Consider the following 24,088-nt stretch of genomic DNA (forward strand, 5'->3'; position numbering starts at 1 on the left):
CGGGTCCGCTGGACGTGCCGCTCCGGTGGAGACCAGCTCATGACCCCTGGACCGTGATCTCCTGGACGCCGACCTTGAAGCCACCGTTGTTCGGCGGCAGTTCGGTGATCCAGAACATGAGGTAGCGGTACTTCTGGTCGGCGTCGAAGCCGTTGAAGGTCATCGTGGTGCCGTCGTGCTCCTCGAAGGGCTGCCCGATCGGGCCGTTCTTGAACGCGTCCACGATCTGGCGGTCACCCGCGCTGGTCGAGGGGGCTTGGACGGTGCCGGTGAGCAGTGATGCGGAGGCGCCGGTGCTGGAGAGGTGGACCTGCACCGACTTGACGGTCCGCTCGGTGCCGAGGTCGACCCAGACCCCCATGCCTTCCTTGAGGTTGCCGAAGTTGCTCCGGTTGTAGGTCTCCGTCGACCAGCCCTGGTCCCGGTCGCCGTCGAAGACCTTCTCGGCGTCACGGACCTCACTGCGATCGTTGCTGTCCGGGTCGATGATCCGGGCGGCGCTGATCTTGAGATCCTGCACGGCGGCCGGCGGCGGTGGTTCCTCGCTCGTCGCGGCGCTGGACGTGGGCGCGGCGACCGGGTCGGTCTGTGGGCTGTCGTCGTCACCGCCGAGGGCGCTGATGCCGACGAGCAGGCCGACCAGAGCCACCACCAGCACACCGGCGATGCCCAGCGCCACCTTCCGGCCGCCGGCGGCGGCCAGCGGCGAGGGCTCGTCACCGGACTCACCGGCGAAGCGCAGTGGGCCGCTGTTGTCGAGGTAGTCGTCGTCGGCGGGTACGTCGAGTCGGGCCAGTTCGGCGGCGAGCACGTCCGAGGAGGGCGGGGCGATCCCGCCGTCGAGCAGGTCCGTGGTGAGGTCGTCGAGGTAGGCCGGAACCCCGGCCCGGACCTGACGGGGAGCCGCCACCACGCCGTTGGCGTCGCGTACCGCGTCCGGGATGGCCGCTCGACCGTGCCCGGCGGTGGCACCGCGCAGCGGCGCCTCGTTGTGCGGCCAGTAGCCGGTCAGCGCGTAGTAGAGGACTCCGCCGACCGCCCGGACGTCACTCTCCTGGCTGTCGTCACCGTCGGTCCGCGCGTCGGCCAGCACCACGCGGCCGTCGTCGCTGATCATCACCGTGCCGGGGTGCACGTTGCCGTGCACCATGCCGGTGGCGTGCACGGCGGCCAGCGCGCTGGCGACCGCACTGCCGACGGCGGTGGCCCGGGCGCCGTCCAGCGGCCCGTCCGCGACCAGTTCCCGTAGGGACCGCCCGTCGACCCACTCGCGCACGACGTAGGCCCGGTCGGCCTCGTCGATGGCGTCGTAGACGCCGGTCAGGTTGGGGTGGATGACCCGGCTCGCGGCGACCGCGGCCTGGAGCATCTCGGTGGCGGAGTCGCCACCCGGGTAGCGCATCACGACCGCGACGGGTCGGCGGAGCACGACGTCGACACCGCGCCAGACCAATCGGCCCGCGCTGTCGTTGTTGATGTGCTCGACCAGTTCGTACCGCTCGGCGAGGATCTCACCGGCTGTCGGAGCACCGAAGGTCATGACCGGCGGAGTGGTCTCGTCCGCGTCCTGACCCTCGCCGACCTGGGTCACCCGTCCTCCCTCGGTGATCGTGCCGATCGATGGACCCGCGCTGCTGGGCATCTGACTTCCCGCTCCACCTTCGTGTGGCACCGGACGGACCGGTCCCGCGATGTGACGCGCGCCGGTCCTGCCGTACCCGTCGAGAGCGACCTTACCTGGGTTGGCCCGCTCCCCGACATGTCATCTTCCCGCCGTTGCCGGCCGGGGAGTTCGCAGTCAGGCGGACTCGTCCCGTTGCGACCGATGTCAGTCACGTTGCCGGCACATGTACTAGCCAATCTAGAGGTCGTCCGCATCCGGCTGTCGCAGGGGCGGTACCGGATGTGACGGCGGGTGGGACGTAACAGGGTTCCCGTCGAACGGCTGACCATACTCGGCCTTCCGGTTGGTTATCCACAGGCCGATCCGGTAGGTGAGCGGCGAATCGCGGAGTTATCCACAGGTGCATCCCCAGCCTGGTGATCCCCGGTCACGCTCAGTGCAGCGGCGTCAGGCGTCGGCGATCACCGCCCGAGACGCCTGCGGACCATCCCCAGCACTTCGGTGATCTCGGAGATGCGCAGCACCGTGGCCAGCCCGAGATAGGTACCGCCGATAACTGCGCCACCCACCACGAGTTGCACGACGGCCTCCAGCCGAGTCGGCGTGTCGCCTCCCGGTAGCAGCGCGACCACCAGCAGGCCGGCCACCGCTGCTCCCACCGCCGCGACCGCCACCCGGCCGAGGGTTCGCAGGATCGCGCCCAGCCCGATCCGCCCCACCCGGGGCCGCAGCAGCCACGCGGAGATGATGGCGGCGGCCAGGTAGGAGACGGTGTTGCCGATCATCATCCCGGCGCCCGCGAAGCTCGCCGAGAAGATCAGGAACAGCGCGATCTGTACGCCGATCCGCAGCGCCACCACCGGAATGTTGATCAGCGCCGGGGTGCGGGTGTCGGGGAGTGCGTAGAAGGCGAAGGTGAAGAGCTGGCTGATCGCGAACGGCACCAGGGCCAGCGCGGCGGCGAGCAGCACCAGGGACGTCGCGGTGGCGTTGTCCTCGTCGAACGCGCCCCATCGGAACAGGGTGAACGCGATCGGGGTGGCGAGCACGGCGTAGCAGACCGCGATCGGCGCGAGCACCGCCGAGACGGTGCGGGTGCCCCGGGACAGGTCCGCGGCGAGGTCGGCGTACCGGCCGTCGGCGGCAGCGGCGCTCATCCGGGGCATCAGCGCCGTGATGATCGATACGGCGATGATGCCGTGCGCGGTCATCAACAGCAGGAACACGTTGTTGTAGATCAGCGGACCGGCGGAGTTCTCCTTGCCGGCGCGGTTCAACAGGTTGAACAGCACGATCAGGCCGATCTGGCTGACCGCGACGTAGCAGATCATCCACGCCCCGAGCCGGCCCAGTTCGGCGAGCCCGAGCCTGCGGAAGTCGAAGCGGAGCTTCCATCGGAAACCGACCTTGCGCAGCGCCGGCATCAGGCCGGCGACCTGGACGGCGACGCCGAGCAGGGTGCCGCCACCGATCAGCAGGACCCGGCCGGTGGTCATGTCGTCCGGGCCGACGATCTCGGCGCCGAAGATCCCGATGTAGAGGCCGGCGGTGCCGATGACCACCAGGTTGTTCAGGATCGGTGCCCACATCGGTGCGGCGAAGTGGCCCCGGGTGTTGAGCACGGCGCTGATCAGTGCGCTCAGGCCGGAGAAGAAGATCATCGGCAGCATGAGCCGGGCCAGCCCGGTGACCAGGCCGGAGTAGCCGGGCGCGGACTCGCTGGCACCGTAGAGCCAGGTCAGCGGTACGGCGAGGGCGACCGCGAGCAGGGCGGCGGCACCGAGGGCCAGCAGCGCCAGAGTCAACAGCCGTTGGGTGTACGCCTGGCCGCCGTCGCTGTCCGCCTTGCGCCGGCGTACCAGCACCGGGATCAGCACGCTGGTCAGGATGCCGCCGAGCAGGAACTCGTAGACCATTCCCGGCAGGATCTGCGCGGTGGTGTAGGCGTCGCCCACCAGCGCCCCGCCGAGCGCCGCGCCGATGACCAGGTTGCGGAGGAATCCTGTACCCCGGCTGACCAGGCTGCCGATCGCCATGACCGCGCTGTTGGTGGCGGCGCTGGCCTCGGCGACCTGCTCCTGGGGGGGCGCGACCGACTCGACGGCCGGCTGGTTCAGCGGGTCGGCGGAGATGAACGTGGCACCGTCGTCCGGCCGACCGCCGGGCGCGCCGCCCTGCGCGGCGTTCGCGCTGCGGTAGAGCCCGCCGCTCATGCTGTGCCTCCCAGGGGTACGCCGGAGCCGTACCGGCCCCCACGTCACAGACCTTAGTCAACCCCGGCCGGTTACCCGCGCCCGGCGGATGAGATGCCGATCTGGACCGATAGGCTGCTGGTCCGATGTCCGAAGCCGCCGCATCCCACACCACCGACCGCCGCGAACTCACCGCCGCGCAGCGCAACGCCGTCGCCGAACTCCTCCGGGTCTCGCCGGTCGCCGACGAGTTGGGTCGCCGGTTCGCCGCCGCCGGCCACGAACTGCACCTTGTGGGCGGTTCGGTCCGCGACGCCCTGCTCGGTCGGCTCGGTGACGACCTCGACTTCTGCACCGACGCCCACCCGGACCAGACGCTCGCCGTCGTGCGCGGCTGGGCCGAGGCGGTCTGGGAGACCGGCCGGGAGTTCGGCACCATCGGTTGCCAGCGAGACGGCCTGCGGCTGGAGATCACCACCTTCCGCGCCGAGTCGTACGACCAGGTCAGCCGCAACCCGGTGGTCCAGTACGGCAGCAGCCTGGTCGAGGACCTGCGGCGGCGCGACTTCACCGTCAACGCGATGGCGGTGAGCCTGCCCGAGCACCGGTTCACCGACCCGTACGGCGGGCTCGCCGACCTGGCCGCGAAGGTGGTGCGTACCCCGGGCACGCCGGCCGAGTCGTTCGGCGACGATCCGCTGCGGATGCTGCGGGCCGCCCGGTTCGCCGCCCAGCTCCGCTTCGCGGTCCACCCGGACGTGCAGGCGGCCATGAACCGGATGGCGGCGGACCTGGACCGGATCACCGCCGAGCGGATCCGTGACGAGTTCACCAAGCTGCTCACCGCGGCTGACCCGATCACCGGGCTGCGACTGCTGGTGGACTCCGGGCTGGCCGAGCGCTTCCTGCCGGAACTGACCGGTCTCAAGCTGGAGATCGACGAGCACGCCCAGCACAAGGACGTCTACGAGCACACCCTGACGGTGGTCCGTAACGCGATGTCGTACGAGCAGGACGGGCCGGACTTCGTCCTGCGGATGGCCGCGTTGATGCACGACGTCGGCAAGCCGGCCACCAAGTCGGTCGGTACGGACGGACGGGTCAGCTTCCACCACCACGAGGTGGTCGGTGCCCGGCTGACCAAGGCGCGGATGAAGGCGCTGCGCTACCCGAAGGACGTCACCGCCAAGGTCACCACGCTGGTGGCGCTGCACCTGCGGTTCTACGGCTACGGCCGGGGCGAGTGGACCGACTCGGCGGTACGGCGGTACGTGACCGACGCCGGCGACCTGCTGTCCCGGCTGCACAAGCTGACCCGGTCCGACTGCACCACCCGCAACCGGCGCAAGGCCGCCCAGCTCGCCGCCGACTACGACGCGCTGGAAGAACGGATCACCCGGATCGAGGCCGAGGAGGACCTGGCCCGGGTCCGGCCCGATCTGGACGGTAACGCGATCATGGAGTTGCTCGGCGTACCACCGGGGCCGATCGTGGGCCGCGCCTGGAAGCACCTCAAGGACCTGCGCCTGGAACACGGGCCGCTGGACCGCGACACCGCCGAGGCCGAGCTGCTGCGCTGGGCCCGCCAGGAGGGCATCGTCGGCTGACCGCCGACCGCCGTCGTCCTGCCGCCGTGTGGCTGTGAAACACCACCGCCCGACCCGACGTCCACCGTGGCTCGTTCCGTCGGGGTAGGACGCTACGACGAAACGCCGACGTTTCGACCGAAAGGTTGAGACAGGTCGTTGCGTCGGTCGTACATGATGTTGCTACGTCTCTTCGCTCGCGGGTCTCCTGCCGAAGCGAGACGATCCACTGTCCGTCCGACCTGCCCACCCGGCACGGTCGACACAACGGGGAGATCACTTAGTGAAATACCGTGGCGTACTGCGCCGCTCGGCGGCGGCCGGGCTCGCCCTCGCGACCGCCTCCTCCATCATCACCGTCGCCACCGGCCAAGCCGCGTTGGCGACCACCCCTGACGAGCCCGCGCGGGCCGAGGTGCGTGGCACCGAACGCTCCGACGTCGTTCCCGGCCGTTACATCGTCGTACTGAAGGACCAGCGGGCCACCTACACCTCGGTCCGGACCATCGCCGCCAAGCTCATCCGGGACAACGGCGGCAACGTCCGGCAGGTCTTCGGTACGGCGCTGCCCGGCTTCTCGGCCTCGATGAGCAAGCAGCAGGCCGACAAGGTGGCGGCCAACCCGGCCGTGGCCTACGTGGAGCCGGTGCGCCGGGTGTCGGCCAGTGCCACCCAGAGCAACCCGCCGTCGTGGGGTCTCGACCGGCTCGACCAGGCGTCCGCGAAGCTGAACAAGAGCTTCAAGTACCCGAACACGGGCAGCAACGTCACCGCGTACATCGTGGACACCGGCATCCACACCAAGCACCAGGACTTCGGTGGCCGGGCCAGTATCGGGTTCGACTACTTCGCCGAGCCCGTCGACCCCGGGACGGAGCCGGATCCCACCACGCCGGTGCCTCCGACGGAGGAGGACTGCGACGGCCATGGCACGCACGTGGCCGGCACCGTCGGCGGCGCCAAGTACGGCGTGGCGAAGCAGGTCAAGCTCGTCGGCGTACGGGTGCTCGACTGCGACGGTTTCGGCACCACGGACAGTGTCATCGCCGGCATCAACTTCGTCACCGAGGACGCGATGAAGAACGCGCCGAGGCGTGCCGTCGCCAACGTGAGCCTCGGAGGCAGCGTGTCGGCGGCGATCGACGCGGCCGTGCGGAAGTCCGTCGACTCGGGCGTCACCTACGCGATCGCGGCCGGCAACGAGTCGCAGAACGCCTGCAACGTCTCCCCGGCGCGGGTGCCGGACGCCATCACGGTGGGTGCCACCGACCGGATCGACATGCGCGCGTGGTTCTCGAACTACGGCAAGTGCCTCGACGTGTTCGCCCCCGGCGTCAGCATCGTCTCGGCCCGGCACGACAACAACACCGGCAGCGTCGGGATGAGCGGCACCTCGATGGCCGCCCCGCACGTGGCCGGTGCGGCTGCCCTGCTGCTGCAGAGCAACCCGACGTGGAATCCGAAGCAGGTTCGCGACCGGATCGTCACCACCGGCATCGCCGGTGCGGTGTACGACCCGAAGGGTTCGATGGACCGGCTGCTCACCGTCGGCTCGGTCACCCAGGCCCGGAACTCGTACGGCCTGAAGGCCAGCTCCAACGGCAAGTTCGTCACCGCGGCCAGCACCAAGAAGGCACTGGTCAACAACGGGTCCAGCCTGGGCACCGCGCAGCGGTACGACGTCGTCAACGCCGGTAGCGGGCTGGTCGCGCTGCGCTCCAAGAGCACCGGCCGGTACGTCGTCGCGCCGAGCAAGGGCACCAAGCCGCTGATCGCCAGTCACAAGACGATCGTCACGGCGGGCAAGTTCACGATCGTGCACCACACCGACGGGACGGTCAGCCTCAAGGCCAAGGCCAACGGCAAGTACGTCACCGCGGCGAAGTCCGGCAAGTCGTCGCTGAAGGCGAGCAAGACCAGCGTCGGCTCCACGGAGAAGTTCACCTTCGACGCGCCGGCCCCGGTGGTCACCATCAAGGCCAAGGCGAGCAACCGGTACGTGGTCGCGGGCAGCAAGCCGCTGATCGCCACCAGCAAGTCGGTCACCAAGTCGACCAAGTACCAGATGGTCAACCGGGGCGATGGCCTCTTCTACCTGAAGGCACTGGCCAACAACCGGTACGTGATCGCGGCGAGCAAGGGCACCAAGCCGCTGATCGCCAACAGCAAGTCGACCGGCTCGTACCAGACGTTCTACTTCCTGGACTACAACGCGGACGGCTCGATCTACCTCGGTGGTTGGGACGAGCAGGCCGTCACCGCCGGCAAGGCCGGTAACAAGCAGTTGATTTCGAGCAAGAACATCGACTGGAGCAGGGAAGACCTGGGTCTCGGCAACGGCGAGAAGTTCTTCTTCGCCGTCGCCTGATCTCTCGTACCATCCGGCGCCCGCCGGAGCGTCCCCAGGGACGCTCCGGCGGGCGCCGGCCGTTGCGCTGTGCACAGGATCGCCCGATGCCCCTCGATCCCGGATCGAGGGGCATCGGACGTGGTGGGACACCACTCGATCCCGGTTCGAGCGCGATCGTGGTCGCGGTGGGCGGCTGGGGGACAATGGCGGGATGCGTTGGACCGTGCTGGATTCGCCGATCGGGGACTTCTCCGTGGCCACCGAGGGTGACAGCGTGTGCGGGACGCACTTCGCGGCGGTGGCGGGCGCGCCGAGGGAACCGGTCGACGAGGTGTCCCGGCGGGCGGTGGCGGAGCTGCGCGCGTACTTCGCCGGTGAGGCGACCGAGTTCGGTGTGCCGGTGCGGGTGCCCCGAGGCTCCGAGTTCGAGCGGGCGGTGTGGCGGGAGATGACCCTCATCCCGTACGGCGAGACGATGACCTATGGCGAGGTAGCCCGGCGGTTGGGGGATCCCGGTGCCGCCCGCGCGGTCGGGGTGGCCTGCAACCGCAACCCGGTCCCGGTCATCGTGCCGTGCCACCGGATCATCGGAGCCGGCGGCAAGCTGGTCGGCTTCGGCGGCGGTCTGGACCGCAAGGTCAAGCTGCTGGAGCTGGAGGCCCGCGTGGCCCTGCAACGCGCCTGGTCCTGACAACCGCCTCGATCGTGGCACTGTAGGAAGTCGACACGCCGGGCCGAGAGCAGCCACAGTGCCACGATCCGAGTGCCGCCCGGGACGACGTGAAGGGCCGGGTCCACGTGGACCCGGCCCTTCACGGTGCTGCTGGTGGTCAGCGCGTCAGCGCTCGACCTCACCGGTGATGAAGCCCTCGACGGCGGCGTGCGCCTCGTGGTCGGCGTACTGCACCGGCGGGGACTTCATGAAGTACGACGACGCCGACAGGATCGGGCCACCGATCTTCCGGTCCATGGCGATCTTCGCGGCCCGGACGGCGTCGATGATGACGCCGGCCGAGTTCGGCGAGTCCCACACCTCGAGCTTGAGCTCCGCGTTGAGCGGGGCGTCGCCGAAGGAGCGACCCTCCAGGCGGATGTACGCCCACTTGCGGTCGTCCAGCCACGGCACGTGGTCCGACGGGCCGATGTGCACGTCGCTCTTGGCCATCTCGTGCGGCACCTGGGAGGTCACCGACTGGGTCTTCGAGATCTTCTTCGAGACCAGGCGGTTGCGCTCCAGCATGTTCATGAAGTCCATGTTGCCGCCGAAGTTGAGCTGGTACGTACGCAGCAGCTCGACGCCCCGGTCCTCGAAGAGCTTCGCGAGGGCCCGGTGCACGATGGTGGCGCCGACCTGGCTCTTGATGTCGTCACCGACGATCGGCAGGCCGGCGTCGGTGAACTTCTGCGCCCACTCCGGGTCCGAGGCGATGAAGACCGGCAGGGCGTTGACGAACCCGCAGCCCGCGTCGATGGCGGCCTGGGCGTAGAACTTGTCGGCCTGCTCCGAGCCCACCGGCAGGTAGGAGACGACCACGTCGACCTGCGCGTCGCGCAGCGCCTTGGCCACGTCGACCGGCTCGACGTCCGACTCCTTGATGATCTCGCGGTAGTACTGCCCGAGGCCGTCGAAGGTCGGGCCACGCTGCACGGTGACGCCGGTCGGCGGCACGTCGCAGAGCTTGATGGTGTTGTTCTCGCTGGCGACGATCGCCTCCGCGAGGTCCATGCCCACCTTCTTGGCGTCGACATCGAACGCCGCGACGAACTGCACGTCAGAGACGTGGTAGTCGCCGAAGGTGACGTGCATGAGACCCGGGACGCGGTCGTTCGGGTCGGCGTTCCGGTAGTACTCGACGCCCTGTACCAGGGACGAGGCGCAGTTACCCACACCGACGATGGCGACGCGGACGGAGCCCATCGCGTGTGCCTCCTTCTTCTTGGTCACGGCCGCTCTGTCCTGGTCTCTCCAGGCGGAGGCGGGCTGTTGTCATCTCGTCGGCCGCCGGCCGTCCCGTCGTGCGGGACCGTCGGGGCACGGCCGGAGCGCTCGTTGGCGATGAGCTCCTCCAGCCACCGGACCTCACGCTCACAGGCATCCAGGCCGTGGCGTTGCAGCTCCAGGGTGTACGCGTCGAGGCGCTCGGCCGCCCGGCCCAGCATGTCGCGAAGGCCCTCGCGACGTTCCTCGATCGTGCGGCGCCGACCTTCCAGGATGCGGAGTCGGGTCGCCCGGTCGGTTCGGGAGAAGAACGCGAAGTGCACACCGAAACCGGTGTCGCCGTAGGTTTCCGGCCCGGTCTGCGCGATGAGCTGAGCGAAGCGTTCTTTTCCTTCCGCGGTGATGGTGTAGACCACCCGACCTCGTCGGCTGGTCAGCGCGGGAACCTCCTCGGCGGTGGCGGGTGTCTCGGCGGCCTCGGTGATCCATCCCGCCGCCTGCAACCGGCGCAGGGTCGGGTAGAGCGAGCCGTAGCTGATCGCAGCACGGATCGCCCCGAGCTTGGCGGTGAGCTCCTTGCGGAGCTCGTAGCCGTGCATCGGGGCCTCCTGCAACAGGCCGAGGATGGCGAGTTCGAGCACGGCCATCCTTCCTTTACCCTGTGCGTGGAGCGCTAACCGCCGCGATGTATCGGGCCGATACATCGAACCGTAGCGTCTCACACCTCGGCGGGCAAACTCCTCGCTCCGAGGTCCCCTCATCACGGATCGTCACGGTGGTCGCCCCGCCAGACGAGACCGCGTACCCTTTGCCGCATGCGTACGCAGCGCCAGGTCGTCGACTACTCGCTCCGAAAGCGAGCGCTGCTGCGTGAACTCCTCGCCGGTCGCGTCGGCACCTATGACCTGTGCGACGCGTCTCCCTACCTGAAGAACGCGGCTCGGTTCCACGGCGAGTCCACGGACCAGCGATGCCCGATTTGCCGGAGCGAGAACCTCACGCACGTCCATTACATTTATGGCGACGAGCTCAAGCAGTCAGCCGGCCAAGCCCGCACGGTCGCGGAGCTGTCCGTGCTGGCAATGACGCTGCGTGAGTTCCAGGTCTTCGTGGTGGAGGTGTGTCTCGGCTGTGACTGGAACCATCTCGTCGAGCAGTACCTGCTCGGGCGGGACGGGTTGACCGGTGGCGAGTCGGAGCAGGAGACGCCGGGTGGAGTGGCTGCCGCGAGTGGAGCGGGTGCCCGGCGAAGGCGAGAGGCGCAACGGTGATTCGAGCTCGATCGGCCGGCCCCGGCCGTACTGCACGTGACCGGGGTGACCGACGGCTTGTAGGTCTGAATAGTCCGAATGATTCGGATGTGGCACTGATGCGGCGGCACCCCCGTGCCCCGCGCTCGGGGTGTCCCAACTCACGGCAAACCGGTGGCGGTGCGAGTGCGCCCCACCGCGACGGCAGGGTGTGAGGAATGAATTCGTACGGCGATCCCAGCTCCTCGCGCGGACGGGCCCGGATTCCGGGCCAGGACGACCCGGGGCAGGCGGACGACGCGTACCGCTATCCGGGTGGTGATCCTCGCGGAGGCAACTGGTCGAGCGGTCCGGAGTCGTCCGGCCCGTCGGCCCGTGCCTCGGCCGGTGGCCGCGCCTCGGTCGGCGGATCGGCGAGCGTACCGCCGCGCGGCGGTACCGCCGCCGGTTCGGCGTCGGTCGGTTCCGCCTCCGTCGGTCGCGCCGGCCCCGGCCGGGCCTCCGTGCCGGTCTCGCCGGCCGGGCCCGGTCGCGCCTCGGTGCCCGTCTCGCCCGCCCCCGGTCGGTCCGGGCGGGCTTCGGTGCCGGTGAGCCCGGCCCCGGGCGGGCCCGCAGGCCGCGCGTCCGTCGGCGCGGCGTCGGCCGGCCGGGCGAGCGTCGGTGCGGCGTCCGTGGGCGGTGCCGGTGGCCGGGCCGCGGTGGCCCGGGCCAGTGTCGGCGGTCCCGGTGGACCCGGCGGGCCTGGCGGCCCGGGCGGTCCGGCGGGTCCCGGTCGCGGTGGCCGCGACCCGGACGCGGTGTCCCGCGCCCGCAAGCGCAAGCGGATGAACATGCTGATCGCCAGCTTCGCGGTGTTCATCATGCTGGCCGGCATCGGCGTCGTCGGGTTCACCTACTACTCGACGAACGTGGTGCTGCCCAAGGAGATCCCGCTGCCGCTCTCCACCACGGTCTACGCCAAGGACAACAAGACCGTCGTGGCCAAGCTGGGCAACGAGAACCGGATCTTCGTCACCATCGACAAGATCCCCGAACATGTACAGCACGCCGTCGCCGCCGCCGAGGACCGCAACTTCTACCGGCACTCCGGCGTCGACTACAAGGGCATCGCCCGGGCCGCCTGGAACAACCTCTCCGGCGGTGACCGACAGGGCGCCTCGACCATCACCCAGCAGTACGCCCGTAACGCCTACGAGAACCTTCAGGACGACAGCTACGGCCGGAAGGTGAAGGAGGCGATCCTCGCCTCCAAGCTGAACGACAACTTCGGCAAAGAGCAGATCATGGAGAACTACCTCAACGTGATCTACTTTGGTCGAGGTGCGTACGGCATCGAGGCGGCGGCACAGACGTACTTCAAGACCACCACCGAGAAGCTCACCCCGGCACAGGCGGCGGTGCTCGCCGCGCTGATCAAACAGCCGGTCGCCAGCGCCACCCACCAGGGATTCGACCCGGAGGTCAACGAGGTCGACGCCAAGTCCCGGTGGGAGTACGTCATCAACGGCATGGTCGAGGAGGGCTGGCTGGGCGTGCCCGGCAAGCTCGAGCGGCCGACCGAGTACCCGAAGGTCCAGAAGATCAAGAAGGACAACGGGTTCGGTGTCGCCACCCCGGTCGGCAACGTGATCAACTATGTGCGCAAGGAGATGGAGGAGTGGGGCATCTGCTCCAACTCCGGCGCGCCGGAGTTGCCGAACTGCGTGACCGAGCTGCGTGAGGGCGGCTACCGGATCACCACCACCATCGACCCCAAGATGCAGAAGGCCCTGGAAGAGGCGGCCCGGCCGGACCGCAAGGGCTCGGTGCTCTACGGGCAGCCGAAGAACCTGATGGCGGCGGCGGTCTCCATCGACCCGAAGACCGGGCGGGTGCTGGCCTACTACGGCGGCAACAGCGGCGCGGACTTCGACTACGCCGGGATGAACACCAACAGCAACGGCGACATCGTCGGCGGCCATCCGCCGGGCTCGTCGTTCAAGGTCTACACGCTGGCGGCGGCGATCGACGAGGGGATCTCGGTCAAGTCCCGCTGGGACGCGAGCCCGTTCAAGCCCGAGGGCTACGCGAACGAGATCATCAACGCCGGCCGGGACGTTCGGCAGAGCTGCAACAAGTCCTGCACGCTGCAGGAGTCGACCGTGCTCTCGTACAACGTGCCGTTCTTCCACATCGCCGAGCAGGTGGGTGAGGACAAGGTCATCGACATCGCCCGCCGGGCCGGCATCCGGACCATCTGGTCGGTCGACCCGCCGAAGCCGTACGACCTGACCAAGAACAAGCCCGAGGAGCTCGGTAAGAAGACGTTCGACCGGGTCATCGGCTTCGGGCAGTACCCGATCACCGTCTTCGACCACGCCAACGGGCTGGCCACGCTCGCCAACAGCGGCAAGTACAACAAGGCCCACTTCGTCCGGGTGGTGGAGAAGCAGAACAAGGCGACCGGCAAGTGGGACAAGATCGCCGGTGAGAAGCTGACGAAGGGCGGCGGCACGCAGGTGATCAGGTCGGAGGTCGCCGACGAGGTGACCGCCGTGCTCAAGGAGATCCCGGGCCGCAGCAACGCCGGACTGAGCAACGGCCGGCAGGCCGCCGGCAAGACCGGCACCTGGGAGCACAACAACACCGACAAGAACGCGCACGCCTGGATGGTCGGCTACGACAAGAACGTCGCCACCGCCGTCTGGGTCGGCAGCAAGGACCCGAAGAGGCCGGCCATCGTCGACAAGAACGGCGACAACGTCGGCGGTAACGGCTTTCCGGCGGCGGTTTGGAAGCGCTACATGGATGACGCGCTGAAGAGCTCCGACCCCGTCGACCTGCCGAACGTGACCGGAGTCGGCGACGACAAACTGGGCAACGGTGAGGAACCGCCGCCGCCTCCGCCGCCCGCGCCGCCGGCCGGTCAGAACAACTGTGACCCCACCGACCTGCCCTGTCTGCTGGAGCGCGGCATCACTGGCGGTCCGGGCAACAACGGCCCCGGCAACGGCGGTCCAGGCGGCGGTAACGGTGGCCCGGGCGGTGGCAACAACGGTCCCGGCGGTGGCGACCCGAACAACGGCGGCCAAGGACCGGGGGGTGGTGGCGGCGGTCTGCTGCCACCCAGAAGCACCCGGAACTGACATCCGGTCCACGTGATGGGCGGCCCGAACCTGGTTCGGGCCGCCCACGCGGCGTTCATGGCCCCTGGTGGATCGGCATCCATCGACGAATGATCCGCGAGCGTTGCCGTGGTTCGACTTCTGCGCGGTCAACTGATACGGCAGGATGCACGGTCATGAGCACCCAGTCGACGCCCGGCATCGATGAATCCGGTGTACCCGACCACCCATCCCGCTCCGACGGCTTCGTGCGGGGCCTCTCCGGGCTTATCGGCGGTCCGCTCGGTGACCACGCCACCGCGCGCGACCGCCAGAGCGGCTCGGAACGCCGGTTCTGGACGGCCGTCCGCATCGTCCTGGCGTTGACCTGCCTGACCCTGGCCCTGCACTGGGTGCAGAAATCGCCCTGCCAGGACGGCGCATGGGTGGACAACAAGCAGTACACCCGCTTCTGCTACACCGACGTACTGGCGCTCTACTACGCGGAGCGACTCCACGAGGGTGCCGTGCCCTACCGGGACCACCCGGTCGAGTATCCGGTGTTGACGGGGTACTTCATGGGGGCGCTCGGGCTGCCCGTGCACGCCGTGGGTGACGGCAACCCGCAGATCAACCAGGGACAGTGGTTCTACAACCTGAACGTGCTCGTACTCGGGGCGCTGGCGGTGGCCACCGTGGCGGTGCTGCTGTCGCTACGCCGACGACGACCATGGGACGCCGCACTCTTCGCCCTGGCCCCCGCACTGCTGATCACCGCCACCGTCAACTGGGACCTGCTCGCCATCGGACTGGGCGCGTTCGGGCTGCTGGCCTGGGCACGCAGCCGACCAGTCCTGGCCGGGATCCTGCTCGGGCTGGCCGGGGCGGCGAAGATGTGGCCACTGTTCATACTCGGCCCGATCCTGGTGCTCGCCTTCCGTACGGCCCGGCTCCGAGCCGCGTTCACAGCGATCGGTGCGGCAGTGGTCACGGTCCTGGCGGTGAACCTGCCGGTGGCCCTCCCGGAAGCCACCCGGGACGGCTGGAAGCGCTTCTTCGAACTCAACACCGAGCGCCCGATCGACTGGGGCACACTGTGGTACATCGGTCGCTACCTGGACGGCAAGGTGGGCGATCCGGCGAGCATGGGTCCGTTCCAGTGGCTCGACGCCAACATCCCCACCCTCAACAACCTGTCGTACGTACTCTTCGGACTGGCCTGCCTCGGCATCGGGGCCCTCGGGCTGCTGGCACCGCGCCGGCCCCGGCTCGGCCAACTCGCCTTCCTCGTGGTCGCCGTCTTCCTGATCTTCAGCAAGGTCTGGTCGCAGCAGTTCGTCCTCTGGCTGCTGCCGCTGGTGGTGCTGGCCCGACCCAAGTGGGGTGCGTTCCTCGCCTGGCAGGCCGCCGAGATCTGCTACTTCGTCGCGTTCTACGGCCAACTGCTGGGTGCCTCCACCGGCCGGCCCGTCTTCCCCGAGGGCGTCTTCGTGCTGGCCGCCAGCCTGCGACTGACCACGGTGGTGGTCCTGTGCGTGCTGGTGATCCGGGAGATCCTGCACCCCGAACGGGACGCGGTCCGCAGCACCTACCAGGACGACCCCGACGGGGGCGTGCTCGACGGCGCCCCCGACGCCCCCTGGCTGGACCGATGGCGAAGTCGCCACACCACCACTTCCATTGATCCCGTCTCTATTAAGTCATGAAATTGGCTGCTCCAAGATCGCATCTACTTGAAGTGTTCAGGCGGCCCTGGAGAGGATAAGAGGTTGGATTCGACGTAGGCGGGGATTCGGCATGAGTTGGGTGGTCGGCGAGGCGAAGCAGTAGTGTGAATGGTTGCAGGCTCTCTGCGGAGAGCCTGCAACCATTTAATGCTAGTAGGCTACCTGGCCGCCGAAAGTCGTGCTCCAGTCCCGATAGTTGTAGATCTGAACCCGGAACCTCGTGCCGTCCAGTACGTCGGTAGCGATGACCTTCCAGGCGGAGTCCATCAATAGGGTCTTGTACGAGTTGCAGGTGCCGTGGGACACCCAGCAAACCCGGACCTGCACGTTTCCGCTCTCAGGGTTGGCGAACTTGATGTTGATGTCCTGGCAGCGAGAGCTCGTCGTGTAGTAGCCCGAGGAGGAGGGAAGATATCGTGTGGATGCTGGGCCCAAAGTCTGAGACGGGAAGGAGACTGCGCCACCGTAACAACTGGCGGCTGCGGCTTCCGAAATGTCAGCCGGCTCTGCCGAGGCTGAAGTTGTGCTCGCGAGTGTGGTGGTCACGATAGTTGTCGCGACTACTGCCGTGGCCGCGAAGAGCTTCCTCAGTTTCACCCGAACGCCTCCCGTTGGTCAACTCGCCAACCCATTGAGGTTGACGATTTTGATTGTTGGCCATTCAGGTAGGCACTGTATTTGACGGGAAACGATAATGTCAAATGTATGGATCGCGGCAAGCTGCGCATAGCTGCCTAAATGAGACGATGCATGCACTGCTGTTGGTTTCCCGGAAATAATTCGTTCTTGCCTGGGTAACACTTCCCCGAATCACCGCTGCGGGTGCTAGCATGTGCAGGCCTTCTGGGCTGTCGCGGATATGGTGACCTTCCGCGCTGTGTTAGAATCCGGTAATTAGTGTCATGTAACGAAGAGTGGTCGCTAAATTGGTCGTGGCGGAGATGTCAGCGCTTCGCGATGTCGGCGCACATCATGTCGTTTGCAGCCCTACCTCGATAGGTAGCTTCTCGAAGCTGTAGGCACCAGCAATACGTGGATTAGAGCCGGAAGACGACGACCGAGCCGATCTCCTCACGGGTGATGCCGAGCCCGTCGACCGGTGCGTCGATGCTGATCTCCCAGGGCGTGCCGACGACCAGGTCCCGCAGGATCAGGACGTTCTGCACGCCCAGGGTGCGCAGGTAGTCGACGCTGGTCTGGTCCGGGAAGGCCATCGTCACCCGGCGGACATCGTCCAGTTGCCGCGGCACGAAGCCGCTACCGCCGTTGACGACCTGCTGGAACCGCGAGGTCGACCAGAGCATCACCGGCTGGTCGTGGCCCTGGCTACTGGGCAGCACCAGCATCGGACCGTCGACCTCGCGCATGGCGGCCGGCTGCGGGGGCACCACCGGCTGCGGGGTGGTGTTCGTGCCCTCGGCGACGACCAGCACCAGCGGGACCAGGGTGGCCAGGCGCAGCCAGGGGCTGGGCCAGGACGGAATCCGCGCGGCGGAGATCTCCCGTACCCGCTCGGCGAACGCGCTGACCGCGCCCGCCGCGAGCAGCCCCAACAACAGGGTGGTCCAGAGCATCAGCCGTCCCGGCGTACGGATGCCGTTCCAGCCGGGCAGGTGGTCAAAGAGCGGTACGTAGGTGAAGGTGCCGCCGAAGAACTCGGTGCCCATCGCCAACACCATCGTGACCAGCACGCCGAGAAGGAGCAGCAGACGCTGGCGGGCCGTCCAGATCGAGAAGAACAGGCCGCCGGCAGCCAACGCGTACAGCACGAAGCCGGGCAGCAACGTCATCTCCGGGTGCCAGGGCAGGATCGCCCGAGCGCCCTCGTGCAGCTCGCCCCAGACGCGGGACTCACCGGGAGCGGTGACGAAGCCGGTCGCCGGAGGGGAGAAGACGGCGATGTCGGCGATGGAACGTTCCGCGTGCGGGTGGAGCTGGGTCACCGTGAAGTACGGGATGGCCAGCAGAATGCCGACTCCGGCGAAGATCAGGCCACCGATCAGGTCGGCGGTCAGGAGCCGTTGACCGAAGGGCCGCTTCACCCGCCAGAAGATGCGCTTGGCGTACCAGATGACGGCGGCCACCACGACCGTGCCGGCGAGGACGTACGCGAACGGCAGACCGATGCCGAAACCGAGGCTCAACTGCCAGGCGGCGACCAGCCAACCGGCGTACACCCAACCGGGGTTGCGACGTTCGGGCCGGTAGCCGTGCCGTAGCGACCAGCCGTGCCCCCGCGCGAGCATGGCCAGCGCCAGCGGGATACCGCCGTTGGAGATCACGTGCAGGTGGCCGGCCTGCGCCAGCAACCAGGGCGCGTAGGTGTAGCTGACCCCGGCCACCGCAGACCCGATCCGGCTCGCTCCGAGCTGCCGCGCCAGCACGTACGCGCCGAACGTGGCGAGCGCGTGGGCGAGCACGAACATGATGTTGTACCGCAGGAGCGCGTGCTCGGGGCCGGTCCCGATCATGCCTGCCGGGGCGTACCCGAGCAGGGTGTCGGAGAACGCGAAGCTCCACCGCTCAGGGAAGAACGTGTTGGCGTGCCAGAGTTGGGCCGGGTCGGTCTTCAGGATGTGCCCCGACCATGCCATCTGCCATGCCTGCAGGCTCGGGTCCCAGTAGTCCTGCGGCAGGGTGTGCCGTGGGTAGCGCAGCGTCGGCCAGGTCATCAGGACGGCCAGCGCCAGCGACCCGAGGGCGGCCAGGGTCCACTCGTGGATGGCGAACCGGCCGAGCCGGCGACCGAGCCGCCCGTACCAGGTGGGTACCGGCACGGGAGCCGGTCCGAAGGCGGCCCACGGGTCCGGCTTGCCGTCGCCCGGGGCGCCCTCGCCGGCTTTCTCCTTGCCCGATTCGCCGGCGTCCTTGCTGGGTGCGTCCTTGCTCGTATCGTCCTTGCTCGTCGGGTCCTTGCTCGTGGCGTCCTTGCCGGTGCCACCAGCCGTCTCGCCGGTGGAACCCTGGTCATCGCCGGTGCCCGCGCCGAGCGCGGCGGCCTCGCTGGACGTGCTCGTGCCGGGCGTGGTCTTGCTGGCGGGGGCGCTCTGGTCGCCGGGCCCGGCCGTCCCGCCTTCGCCGACGGTGGCCTTGCCGGTCGTGCCCGTGCTGCCGGTCGTGCCCGGGTCCGCGTCGAGGGCGGCGTCGTCGCCGCTTGCGGCCGTGCGCGCACCGGAGGCGGCGGTCCCGGCGGTCGCACTCTTGCCGGTGCTGTCGCTCTTCTTGCCGTCCGGGGTGCCTCCGCCGTCGGCGTCGGTGCCGGTATCGGCCGCTGCGTCCGTGGCCGCCGAGGGCGGAGGTGTCTCTGCCGACCCGCCGGAGGCGGGCGGCTCGGCCGTGGTGCCGTCCTGGGAGGCCGACTGTGAGCCGCCGGTGGCGGACTGGTCCGTGGTCATGCCGCCGACGTCTCCGAGCCGAGTTGTCCACGCAGGAAGGCGATGTCACCGCTCTGCCCGTCAGCACCGCCCGGGGTCTCCACGATGACCGGAGCATCGGCCGCCCGGACCACGGCCACCAGGAGGTCCGGCTCGATGGTGCCGCCACGCAGGTTGTCGTGCCGGTCCCGGCCCGAGTCGAACGCGTCCTTGGAGTTGTTGGCGTGCACCAGGTCGACCCGCCCCGTGATCGCCTTGACGCGGTCGACCAGGCCGAGGAGTTCCTCGCCGCCCGCGTGCGCGTGGCAGGTGTCGAGGCAGAAGCCCACGTCGTACGCGCCGATGACGTCCCAGAGCCGGGCGAGCGCGTCGAGTCGACGGGCGCAGGCGTTCTCGCCGCCGGCCGTGTTCTCGATCAGCACCGGCAGTCCGAAACCGCCGGAGTCGGCCGCGTACGCCAGGGCCTTGCGCCAGTTCTCGATGCCGCTCGCCGGATCGTCACCCGCGTTGACGTGACCACCGTGCACCACCAGCCCCTTGGCTCCGATCGCCGTGGCCGCCTGGGCGTGCGCGAGCAGGAGTTTCCGGCTCGGGATACGGATCCGGTTGTTGCCGGTGGCGACGTTGACGACGTACGGCGCGTGCACGTAGACGTCGACCTCGGCGGTGCGCAACTGTTCCGCGTCCGCACGGGGTTGTGGGGCCTTCCAACCCTGCGGGTCGGAGAGGAAGAACTGCACGGTGTCGGCCGTTCGGGCGGTCGCCTCCGCCAGCGGGTCGGTCGGATCGACGTGGGCTCCGATACGCATGCAGGGGAGCCTACGTCCCGCGACCGACGGTCGGGGTGACGCCCACCGGCCCGGTGGCGTCACCGCGCCCGTCGGAACTCGTTGATACCGATGGATCCGGCGCTTCGGACGTCCCCCGATCCCGGTGTCGACGGACCGGTGGCCTGTCGATGCCCGACCGGGCCGGTCGGGCGCATCGGCATCAGCGGGACGTCGACGGATGTCGACGGAGAAAAATGTCGGCAATTCTGGGATTTGCCCCATGAAGAGCCGACTTCCGGGATATCGTCAGATAACAACGTGATAAAGCTCCGCGGGGCGTCTTCGGTCCAACCTCATCGGTGTGGTCGTTCCTCCCCAGGTCCCACCCAAGGAATGCGGACGGGACGCCCCGCGGTCCCGTGACCGGGGGTCCGGGTCGACAGCGACGTCGACGCGGACCCCCGGTTCGCTGTGCCGGTCACCTCGGTGATGGTGATCGTCCGGGCCGGGTATCCTGGTCCGGTTGTCCGCTCCCGGTCGGGTTCCCCCGGTGCGGGACGGGCAGCGACGCACGACCTCCTGCCACGGAAGGACCGTGGCCGCTTAGCCCACAGGAGGTGAGCACGTCTTGCGTCATTACGAGATCATGGTGATCCTCGACCCCAGCCTCGAGGAGCGCACCGTCGCACCGTCGCTCGACACGTACCTGAACGTGATCAGGACCGCGGGTGGCTCGGTGGAGAAGACCGACGTGTGGGGCCGCCGGCGCCTCGCGTACGAGATCAACAAGAAGGCCGAGGGCATCTACGCCGTCGTCGACCTTCAGGCATCGCCTGAGGCGGTGGCCGAGCTGGACCGCCAGCTGCGACTCAACGAGTCCGTGCTGCGCACCAAGGTCATCCGCCCGGAAATGCGCTAATCCATCCACCTAGCCCCACCCGGAACAGCCTCACCCGCGCTGTCAGAGGGTTCTGAGAACCTGTACGGCGGAACGGTTGAGTGTGCGAGGAGTTGGTCATGGCAGGAGACACCACCATCACGGTCATCGGGAACCTGACCGATGACCCCGAGTTGCGGTTCACCCCCTCGGGGGCAGCCGTCGCCAAGTTCCGGGTCGCCTCGACGCCCCGGTACATGGACCGGCAGTCCAACGAGTGGAAGGACGGCGAGCCCCTGTTCCTCGCGTGCACCGTCTGGCGTCAGGCCGCGGAGCACGTGGCGGAGTCGTTGCAGCGCGGTGCCCGCGTGATCGTGTCGGGCCGGCTGCGTCAGCGGTCCTACGAGACCCGCGAGGGCGAGAAGCGCACCGTCATCGAGCTGGAGGTCGACGAGATCGGCCCGTCTCTGCGCTACGCCACGGCGAAGGTGCAGAAGATGTCCCGCTCCGGCGGTAGCGGCGGCGGCTTCGGCGGCGGCGGCAACAGCGGCGGTGGTGGTGGCCAGGGCGGCGGCGGAGGCAACTTCGACGACCCCTGGGCTTCGGCCGCACCAGCCCCCTCCCGTTCGGGTGGCGGCAACTTCGACGAGGAGCCTCCGTTCTAATGGCGCCGAGCGCCCGTGATCGTAAACCAGGAGCAAGAGCAATGGCGAAGGCTGCGGCACTGCGCAAGCCGAAGAAGAAGGTGAACCCGCTAGACAAGGACGGGATCACCTATATCGATTACAAGGACACCGCCCTGCTGCGCAAGTTCATCTCCGACCGCGGCAAGATCCGCGCTCGGCGGGTGACCGGCGTGACCTCGCAGCAGCAGCGGCAGATCGCCCGTGCGGTCAAGAACGCCCGTGAGATGGCGCTCCTGCCGTACACCGCTACGGCCCGCTGAGAGGAGGCGCCGCCATGAAGATCATCCTGACTCAGGAGGTGTCCGGACTCGGCACCCCCGGCGACATCGTCGAGGTCAAGAACGGCTACGGCCGTAACTACCTGCTCCCGCAGGGCTTCGCGATCGCCTGGACCAAGGGCGCGGAGAAGCAGGTCACGCTGATCAAGCGGGCCCGCTCGGCACGGGAGATCCGCGATCTGGGCCACGCCAACGAGGTGAAGGGCCAGCTCGAGGGTCTCAAGGTCAACCTGAAGGCCCGCGCCGGCGACGGTGGTCGGCTCTTCGGCTCGGTCACCTCCGCCGAGATCGTCGACGCCGTCAAGGCGGCCGGCGGCCCGGTGCTCGACCGACGTCGGCTGGAGCTTCCCGGCCACATCAAGGCGATCGGGTCGCACGCGGTGCGGGTCAAGCTGCACCCCGAGGTGACCGCCACGTTCAACCTCAACGTCGTGCAGGGCTGAGCGCCCCGCTGACGTACGCGACAGGGCCCGCACCGATCAATGGTGCGGGCCCTGTCGCGTACGCGTACCCGGTCGACGAAGGCCGACTCACGGTGCCCGAACCCCGTCAGCCGATGGGCTGGCCCGTCACCGCACTGATCATCACCGTGGAGAGACCACCACCCACGACGGCAGCGGCCAACGCCACCGTGGTCGACCGCCACGTCGTACCCACCCGACGCAGCAACATCGCGACCGCCAGGCTGCTCATCAACGCCAACCCGAAACGGGGCAACCCGGCCACCATTGCGCCGAACGCCCGCGCCCGTGGCGAATCACAGCCGCCACCACTGATATCGGTCACACAACCGGCCGGTGGCGCCCCGTCGAGCGTCAACAACCAGACGAAGATCACTACCGCCGGCAGCAGGTAACAGGCCGCCGTGTACAGCAGCGGCAGCCACGGACCACCCGGATCCGGATCGAGCAGGTCGTCCTCGAGCCGCCGGTTCCAGCCCCCGGAACCGACCGCCTCGATCCGCCGCCGTACGGCCGCCATGCCGACCGGCCGAGGCGGAGCCGGCGCGGGCGACGAACGCCGACGGGGCGCGGGTCGTGGCCGAGGCGCGGTGTACCCGACCACCGGCGACCGAGGCGCCGACTCGGGCGCATCCACCCACCGCGGATCGTCGCCTGCCAGACGCGTACCCGGCCAGAAGGGCTCCCGCGCCTGCGCCTGCTCCGGCTCCTGCTCCGCACGCTCCATCCAGGACCACTGCCCCGCACCCGAGGTCGCCGGAACCGCACCCGAACGCGGCGGTTCCGTCCGGTCCCACCGGTCCGGCTCGGAGTAACCGGCCTGCCGCTCCGGTGGCCGCTTCCGCTCCGGTGGCCGATCCCGCTCCCGCGGCTCCGGCTCCGGCTCCGCGAACCGATCCCACTGACCGGTGCTGTCCGGCTCGAGCCACGGATCCGCACCCGCCGCCTGAAGCCACTGGCTCGTACTGTCCGCGTCCCAGGGATCGGTCGACGCGGAGTCCTTCCGGCGACCGTCAACCGCCGACTGGTCCCACGCGTGCAGGCCGGAGGCGTCCCACGGATCCACCGCCGGCTGCTGGTACTCCGGCTCCGCCGCCCGCTCCGTGCCCCGTTGCCACGGATCCACCGCCGGCGTCGAGGGCTCCGCCGCACGACGTCGACGCCGGGTGGGAGTCTCGACAGCCGGCTCGGACGCGCCGGCCTCGGCCTCCTCCTCCGCAAGCCCCGACCATGTCACCTGGCGACGTTGCGACGGGGCCCGACGCGGCCGGCTCTGCGGCGTCACGCCCGAGACCGGGTCGTCGTCCTCGGCGCGACGACTACCGACGTACCCCTCTTCCTGTGGACGGTCGAACGTCCACTCCCGGGTGTGATCGGACGCCGGCCGGGCGGCCCGTGCCGTGGGCTCGCGCCGACTCGACTCACCGGCCCGGCGACTCCCGCCGCGCTCGGCCGAACGCCGACCACCCGCGTACCGTGGCCGCTCGACCTCGTCATCCTCATCAGGAGCAGCGTGCCGCCCGCCGCCGTCGACACTGCGCACGCCGGACTCCAGCGCCCAGCGCGGCAGGTACGGCTCGGCCGGCTCCTCCTGGCCGCGCTCGGCGGCCCGGCGGCGACTCGGGGTGCGGTACCGCTCGACCGCGGAGTCGTATCGCTCGTCCGGGTCCCGATCCACGGGCTCGGCCCACGAAGCGGTCGGCCGCTCACGCGGGCCGTCCTCCCCGCGTACCCAGTCCCGGTAACTCACGGCCGGAGCGTGACCCTTCTCAACCGAAAGCGCAATCCGCTGTCCAGGTGTAGCCGTAGGGCACCGATCCTACGGGACGTTCAGGACAAAGCCCTACCCAGAAATTCCTGTCCACAGGCTGTGGACATTACCTGTCCAGCT

At 69.0% G+C, this 24,088-nt stretch carries 17 protein-coding genes; 10 read left to right on the top strand and 7 right to left on the bottom strand.

The genetic code is table 11. The features are described 5' to 3' along the window. Positions 1-37 precede the first annotated feature (37 nt). Complete coding sequence (locus ACFYTT_RS27535; RefSeq protein WP_131052114.1) at positions 38-1,642, bottom strand: protein kinase family protein; 1,605 nt, start codon at positions 1,640-1,642, stop codon at positions 38-40. A gap of 443 nt (positions 1,643-2,085) precedes the next feature. Continuing rightward, entirely contained in the window at positions 2,086-3,837 is a 1,752-nt protein-coding gene (gene murJ, locus ACFYTT_RS27540; protein WP_387263450.1) for a murein biosynthesis integral membrane protein MurJ, read from the bottom strand. Between the two features lie 125 nt (positions 3,838-3,962). Here murJ and ACFYTT_RS27545 point away from each other — a divergent pair, with 125 nt between their 5' ends. From ACFYTT_RS27545 to ACFYTT_RS27555, 3 genes are all read left to right on the top strand, one after another. Continuing rightward, positions 3,963-5,423, top strand: coding sequence for a CCA tRNA nucleotidyltransferase (locus ACFYTT_RS27545; protein ID WP_131052112.1), 1,461 nt, complete (start codon positions 3,963-3,965; stop codon positions 5,421-5,423). Between the two features lie 262 nt (positions 5,424-5,685). Beyond that, a complete protein-coding gene (locus tag ACFYTT_RS27550) occupies positions 5,686-7,770 on the top strand; it encodes a S8 family serine peptidase (protein ID WP_387263455.1) in 2,085 nt (694 codons plus the stop codon). 193 nt (positions 7,771-7,963) lie between these two features. Continuing rightward, on the top strand, positions 7,964-8,443 hold the full coding sequence (locus ACFYTT_RS27555) for a methylated-DNA--[protein]-cysteine S-methyltransferase (protein ID WP_176095596.1): 480 nt from the start codon (positions 7,964-7,966) through the stop codon (positions 8,441-8,443). A gap of 147 nt (positions 8,444-8,590) precedes the next feature. Here the strand turns inward: ACFYTT_RS27555 and ACFYTT_RS27560 are convergent, their stop codons facing one another. Further along, positions 8,591-9,670 carry an inositol-3-phosphate synthase gene (locus ACFYTT_RS27560; RefSeq protein WP_131052123.1) on the bottom strand — a complete coding sequence of 360 codons (1,080 nt, stop codon included), beginning with the start codon at positions 9,668-9,670 and terminating at the stop codon, positions 8,591-8,593. A 23-nt stretch (positions 9,671-9,693) separates the two neighbouring features. Beyond that, positions 9,694-10,332 carry a PadR family transcriptional regulator gene (locus tag ACFYTT_RS27565; protein ID WP_131052109.1) on the bottom strand — a complete coding sequence of 213 codons (639 nt, stop codon included), beginning with the start codon at positions 10,330-10,332 and terminating at the stop codon, positions 9,694-9,696. A 174-nt stretch (positions 10,333-10,506) separates the two neighbouring features. Between ACFYTT_RS27565 and ACFYTT_RS27570 the strand changes: the two genes are divergently transcribed. From ACFYTT_RS27570 to ACFYTT_RS27580, 3 genes are all read left to right on the top strand, one after another. Continuing rightward, the gene (locus tag ACFYTT_RS27570; protein WP_131052108.1) at positions 10,507-10,962 is read left to right on the top strand and encodes a DUF5318 domain-containing protein; all 456 of its coding nucleotides are present in this window, start codon (positions 10,507-10,509) and stop codon (positions 10,960-10,962) included. A 197-nt stretch (positions 10,963-11,159) separates the two neighbouring features. Continuing rightward, entirely contained in the window at positions 11,160-14,066 is a 2,907-nt protein-coding gene (locus tag ACFYTT_RS27575; protein WP_387263459.1) for a transglycosylase domain-containing protein, read from the top strand. Positions 14,067-14,221: 155 nt separating this feature from the next. Beyond that, a complete protein-coding gene (locus ACFYTT_RS27580) occupies positions 14,222-15,730 on the top strand; it encodes a glycosyltransferase family 87 protein (protein ID WP_387263462.1) in 1,509 nt (502 codons plus the stop codon). A 1,058-nt stretch (positions 15,731-16,788) separates the two neighbouring features. Here ACFYTT_RS27580 and ACFYTT_RS27585 read toward each other — a convergent pair. Further along, positions 16,789-19,146 (bottom strand): hypothetical protein, encoded by a 2,358-nt coding sequence (locus ACFYTT_RS27585; RefSeq protein WP_387263465.1) that lies wholly within the window; start codon positions 19,144-19,146, stop codon positions 16,789-16,791. Beyond that, the gene (locus ACFYTT_RS27590; protein WP_387263467.1) at positions 19,143-19,934 is read right to left on the bottom strand and encodes a deoxyribonuclease IV; all 792 of its coding nucleotides are present in this window, start codon (positions 19,932-19,934) and stop codon (positions 19,143-19,145) included. Before ACFYTT_RS27590 ends, ACFYTT_RS27585 begins: the two co-directional genes overlap by 4 nt. Positions 19,935-20,523: 589 nt before the next feature. Here ACFYTT_RS27590 and rpsF point away from each other — a divergent pair. The 4 genes from rpsF to rplI all read left to right on the top strand — a co-directional run bounded on the left by rpsF (position 20,524) and on the right by rplI (position 22,179). Next, on the top strand, positions 20,524-20,814 hold the full coding sequence (gene rpsF, locus ACFYTT_RS27595; protein ID WP_117228245.1) for a 30S ribosomal protein S6: 291 nt from the start codon (positions 20,524-20,526) through the stop codon (positions 20,812-20,814). 98 nt (positions 20,815-20,912) lie between these two features. Continuing rightward, entirely contained in the window at positions 20,913-21,437 is a 525-nt protein-coding gene (locus ACFYTT_RS27600; protein ID WP_131053609.1) for a single-stranded DNA-binding protein, read from the top strand. A gap of 41 nt (positions 21,438-21,478) precedes the next feature. Continuing rightward, positions 21,479-21,718, top strand: a complete 240-nt coding sequence (rpsR, locus tag ACFYTT_RS27605) for a 30S ribosomal protein S18 (protein ID WP_007073789.1) — start codon at positions 21,479-21,481, stop codon at positions 21,716-21,718. Between the two features lie 14 nt (positions 21,719-21,732). Then, positions 21,733-22,179 carry a 50S ribosomal protein L9 gene (rplI, locus tag ACFYTT_RS27610; protein WP_131053610.1) on the top strand — a complete coding sequence of 149 codons (447 nt, stop codon included), beginning with the start codon at positions 21,733-21,735 and terminating at the stop codon, positions 22,177-22,179. A 106-nt stretch (positions 22,180-22,285) separates the two neighbouring features. Here the strand turns inward: rplI and ACFYTT_RS27615 are convergent, their stop codons facing one another. Then, positions 22,286-23,947, bottom strand: coding sequence for a hypothetical protein (locus ACFYTT_RS27615; protein ID WP_387263471.1), 1,662 nt, complete (start codon positions 23,945-23,947; stop codon positions 22,286-22,288). Positions 23,948-24,088: the final 141 nt, after the last annotated feature.

Source organism: Micromonospora sp. NPDC003816 (assembly GCF_042874705.1).
Lineage (GTDB): Bacteria > Actinomycetota > Actinomycetes > Mycobacteriales > Micromonosporaceae > Micromonospora.

Coding starts and splice junctions, on each gene's coding strand:
- rpsR (WP_007073789.1), top strand. CDS start 21,479: ATGGCGAAGGCTGCGGCACTGCGCAAGCCGAAGAAGAAGGTGAACCCG.
- rplI (WP_131053610.1), top strand. CDS start 21,733: ATGAAGATCATCCTGACTCAGGAGGTGTCCGGACTCGGCACCCCCGGC.
- ACFYTT_RS27535 (WP_131052114.1), bottom strand. CDS start 1,642: ATGCCCAGCAGCGCGGGTCCATCGATCGGCACGATCACCGAGGGAGGA.
- ACFYTT_RS27585 (WP_387263465.1), bottom strand. CDS start 19,146: ATGACCACGGACCAGTCCGCCACCGGCGGCTCACAGTCGGCCTCCCAG.
- ACFYTT_RS27545 (WP_131052112.1), top strand. CDS start 3,963: ATGTCCGAAGCCGCCGCATCCCACACCACCGACCGCCGCGAACTCACC.
- ACFYTT_RS27570 (WP_131052108.1), top strand. CDS start 10,507: ATGCGTACGCAGCGCCAGGTCGTCGACTACTCGCTCCGAAAGCGAGCG.
- ACFYTT_RS27580 (WP_387263462.1), top strand. CDS start 14,222: ATGAGCACCCAGTCGACGCCCGGCATCGATGAATCCGGTGTACCCGAC.
- murJ (WP_387263450.1), bottom strand. CDS start 3,837: ATGAGCGGCGGGCTCTACCGCAGCGCGAACGCCGCGCAGGGCGGCGCG.
- ACFYTT_RS27555 (WP_176095596.1), top strand. CDS start 7,964: ATGCGTTGGACCGTGCTGGATTCGCCGATCGGGGACTTCTCCGTGGCC.
- ACFYTT_RS27600 (WP_131053609.1), top strand. CDS start 20,913: ATGGCAGGAGACACCACCATCACGGTCATCGGGAACCTGACCGATGAC.
- ACFYTT_RS27575 (WP_387263459.1), top strand. CDS start 11,160: ATGAATTCGTACGGCGATCCCAGCTCCTCGCGCGGACGGGCCCGGATT.
- ACFYTT_RS27560 (WP_131052123.1), bottom strand. CDS start 9,670: ATGGGCTCCGTCCGCGTCGCCATCGTCGGTGTGGGTAACTGCGCCTCG.
- ACFYTT_RS27590 (WP_387263467.1), bottom strand. CDS start 19,934: ATGCGTATCGGAGCCCACGTCGATCCGACCGACCCGCTGGCGGAGGCG.